Source organism: Agathobaculum sp. LCP25S3_E8, assembly GCF_052117165.1.
In the GTDB taxonomy this organism is placed as follows: domain Bacteria; phylum Bacillota; class Clostridia; order Oscillospirales; family Butyricicoccaceae; genus Agathobaculum.
Genome location: NZ_JBQKJR010000121.1, coordinates 1 through 2,751, shown reverse-complemented (window position 1 = coordinate 2,751; position 2,751 = coordinate 1). Strand labels below are relative to the sequence as shown.

Here is a 2,751-nt window from a genome sequence, read left to right as displayed (position 1 = left end):
TGCGTTTTCTTCTGGGGTACGATTCTTTCTAGCCATTATAAAAATCCTCCAATGTGGTGCTCCTATTCTACACCACATCGGAGGTTTACACAAAGTTTGGGATGGCCTCTCCGTTTGATGTGAGAACATTGCCATTTAAATTTGACCAACAGGGTAAAAGCGTTTCGGATGATATTCTCCAAATTCTAAGCAGTTTTAAAAATCATTCTGAACTGCCGGCTGCACTGGATTTGCTACTGATGCATTATAAAAAGCGTCCGGATTTATTCGAACAGTTTTATAGTATATATACCCAACAGTTTGAAGTTAATTTGAACTCTCCTCACTTTGAATATTTTACTCAGAGCGCGGTAGTCAAAAATCTTTGTGAAGCGGTGAATGACACCCCGAAAGATTCAAACATATTAATTTTATTCGTTCGCATTGCGAGCCATTTTTTGATGCTTGATGTTTCAAAGGCAGAGAGTGGCCGACACAATACCGTGACGTTTTACACGATGACACTTCTACCAGATCAGCCTGTTTTGGAATACCGAAAGATGCTTTTGTCTCAACTCTATCAGATCTATCAGCGTGGAGATTATGGAGAAGTGCAGGATGAAATTGAGCGAATCCTATATAAGTATGGCATGCCTCGCTATGGCGCTGATACAGGTTTGGATGTGGTGAGGGCCGAAATTGAAGAAGTTATGAAATTCTTCTCCCTATTCCGACCTGAAAACTTGTTCCACTGCTTACTCGCGGCACATATCAAACAAGTTGCAAAACACATTGATTATTGCGTATTGGACATACTGTCTCCGTTTCTTAACTCGGAAAAGTATATAATATACTGTAATAAGACTACGGAAAAGCCTTGATTTATCAATGGTTTTTAGCTTCCGTAGTCTTTTCTTTTTCTGGAAAACCCAACAAAACCCCAACAGGTTTATTATTGGTTGTTTCTGCTGGAATGATTTCCCGTCTATCTTATCTATATTTTCCCGGTCAATTTGGTCAACCGATAAGTTATGACACGATACAACACGGCATGAATAATTACAATAAGGCGAAAGGTGACCAGGGTGTTGGACAATTCATGGTCACGACAAAATTGTTTTGGTCACTCTTTTTATCGTGTCACTGGCATTGAAAACCTCAAAGGCTATTCGCAATTTGTTCAATGCCATTCGCTATCTTTTTGTGGAATGAAGTGATACAATAGAGTCGTAACTAAGATATGTCAAGTGAATCTATTACCGTTTGCGTGACTGCTCTTGTTACCTTCCTTTGATTATCCCCGTACCTCTTTCTGTTTCCTGCCTCAGAAAGCAACTGCAACAACGAAAAGCCCTTGAGAGTTTTGCTCCCAAGGGCTTTTCGTTCAATTAGCAGAAACCACACCTTCAACTTCCAGGAGAAGCGCCTGGTATCTTCCGTACATATCGTCAAGGCTACGGTTCAACAGGCTCATTGCTCCTCCGATATTTAACCGAACAATTTCATCCCCTTCTCCCGTGTTAGCTGCATAAGTGATAATCTCTGACAGACAGGTCAATTCAGCAACCTCATCATTCAACTTGTCCCACTCTTTCATAAGCTGTTTCATATCCTTCATATCCTTCATATCCTTCATAGCTTTATTACCTCCATTCCTGTAACTTTGGCGTTATCCAGGCAAGATACAATACGGTTTGTCCAGGTTATTAACACCAATCCACTGTTATTCATCCTCATTTTGCAAATCACATTGTCAAGCTGGGTGTCAGGGATGAAAATGCGTTTCCCGTCTGCATCGTTCCCAACCGCTGCCAGCCATCCAAAGGTATCCTTGTCCATAAGCGGGATGTCCTCAGGCATATTCTCCGTAAGAACTGAGGATGTTACTTCTGCTTTGCTGTCGTTAATACACGTCAGAAAAGGAACATACATCTCAGAAGGAACAAATGCTTTGCGTTCCTCCACTTGATACGGAGTGGTATATTCTACTAACATATAGAAGGGAAGAATACTTTATGCGTGATACAAGTTCTATCAACAATTCTGCTTTAATGGGAAGACTTATATGTGATCCCAAACTCGAATATGTTAATGGTGACATTCCTGTATGCACCTTCGAACTGGCCGTTACCGGCCGTACTTCCAGGACTGGGGAAAAGATCAGTTGCATCCCCTGTGTCGCATGGCGTGAAAATGCTCAATTTGTATCGCAGCAATTTTCTAAAGGTATGCTCGCCATTGTGACGGGTCAGCTCACCTCTCGCATATGGCAGGATACGCAGAAGAATTGCCATCTCACTTTTGAAGTTCAGTGTGATCGGACGCAATTAGGTGAAACTAAATGTCAGCGTATGTGCCTTGGAACTGCGGAAAGGTTTACAAAAGGGCCGATAGGTGGATTGCAGATTACAGCAATCGATGTGGTCAGTGGTGAGGTGTTATCCGGTGCTGCTTATGACCTATATCGTTCCAATGGTGATATTGCAGCGCAGAATATTCTGTCCGGCGGGGATTGTGCTGCACATATCGTTAGCTTGCCTGTCGGTGATTATAGTATCACCGAGGTAACCGTACCGCAGGGATATGACCCTAGCCACGGCGAAGCATCACCTGAGCAAAGTGGGGACGGGCGATGATGTTGCCGCCGGCCAACGTTTCTACTTCTGGAGTGATACAATAAAACCGCACACCCAAGGTGGTATAATGAAGAACAGAAAGGGTGTTGAAGATGGGACAGAAATACAGTGCAGAATACAAGGCAGACGTGCTGAA

Annotated in this window: 5 protein-coding genes; 2 read left to right on the top strand and 3 right to left on the bottom strand. The window is 42.8% G+C overall.

Features of this window, described 5'->3' with window-relative positions:
* The first annotated feature begins 128 nt into the window (after positions 1-128).
* Positions 129-860 (top strand): hypothetical protein, encoded by a 732-nt coding sequence (locus tag ACTQ34_RS17735; protein WP_441364924.1) that lies wholly within the window; start codon positions 129-131, stop codon positions 858-860.
* 503 nt (positions 861-1,363) lie between these two features.
* Here the strand turns inward: ACTQ34_RS17735 and ACTQ34_RS17730 are convergent.
* Complete coding sequence (locus ACTQ34_RS17730; RefSeq protein WP_441364923.1) at positions 1,364-1,615, bottom strand: hypothetical protein; 252 nt, start codon at positions 1,613-1,615, stop codon at positions 1,364-1,366.
* A complete protein-coding gene (locus ACTQ34_RS17725) occupies positions 1,612-1,818 on the bottom strand; it encodes a hypothetical protein (RefSeq protein ID WP_441364922.1) in 207 nt (68 codons plus the stop codon). Before ACTQ34_RS17725 ends, ACTQ34_RS17730 begins: the two co-directional genes overlap by 4 nt.
* A 176-nt stretch (positions 1,819-1,994) precedes the next feature.
* Here ACTQ34_RS17725 and ssb point away from each other — a divergent pair, with 176 nt between their 5' ends.
* Positions 1,995-2,615 (top strand): single-stranded DNA-binding protein, encoded by a 621-nt coding sequence (ssb, locus tag ACTQ34_RS17720; protein ID WP_441364921.1) that lies wholly within the window; start codon positions 1,995-1,997, stop codon positions 2,613-2,615.
* Here the strand turns inward: ssb and ACTQ34_RS17715 are convergent.
* Positions 2,569-2,751, bottom strand: a 183-nt coding sequence (locus ACTQ34_RS17715) for a hypothetical protein (RefSeq protein WP_441364920.1), incomplete at its 5' end; no start/stop codon positions are given. The genes ssb and ACTQ34_RS17715 overlap by 47 nt on opposite strands.

Coding starts and splice junctions, on each gene's coding strand:
- ssb (WP_441364921.1), top strand. CDS start 1,995: ATGCGTGATACAAGTTCTATCAACAATTCTGCTTTAATGGGAAGACTT.
- ACTQ34_RS17730 (WP_441364923.1), bottom strand. CDS start 1,615: ATGAAGGATATGAAGGATATGAAGGATATGAAACAGCTTATGAAAGAG.
- ACTQ34_RS17725 (WP_441364922.1), bottom strand. CDS start 1,818: ATGGACAAGGATACCTTTGGATGGCTGGCAGCGGTTGGGAACGATGCA.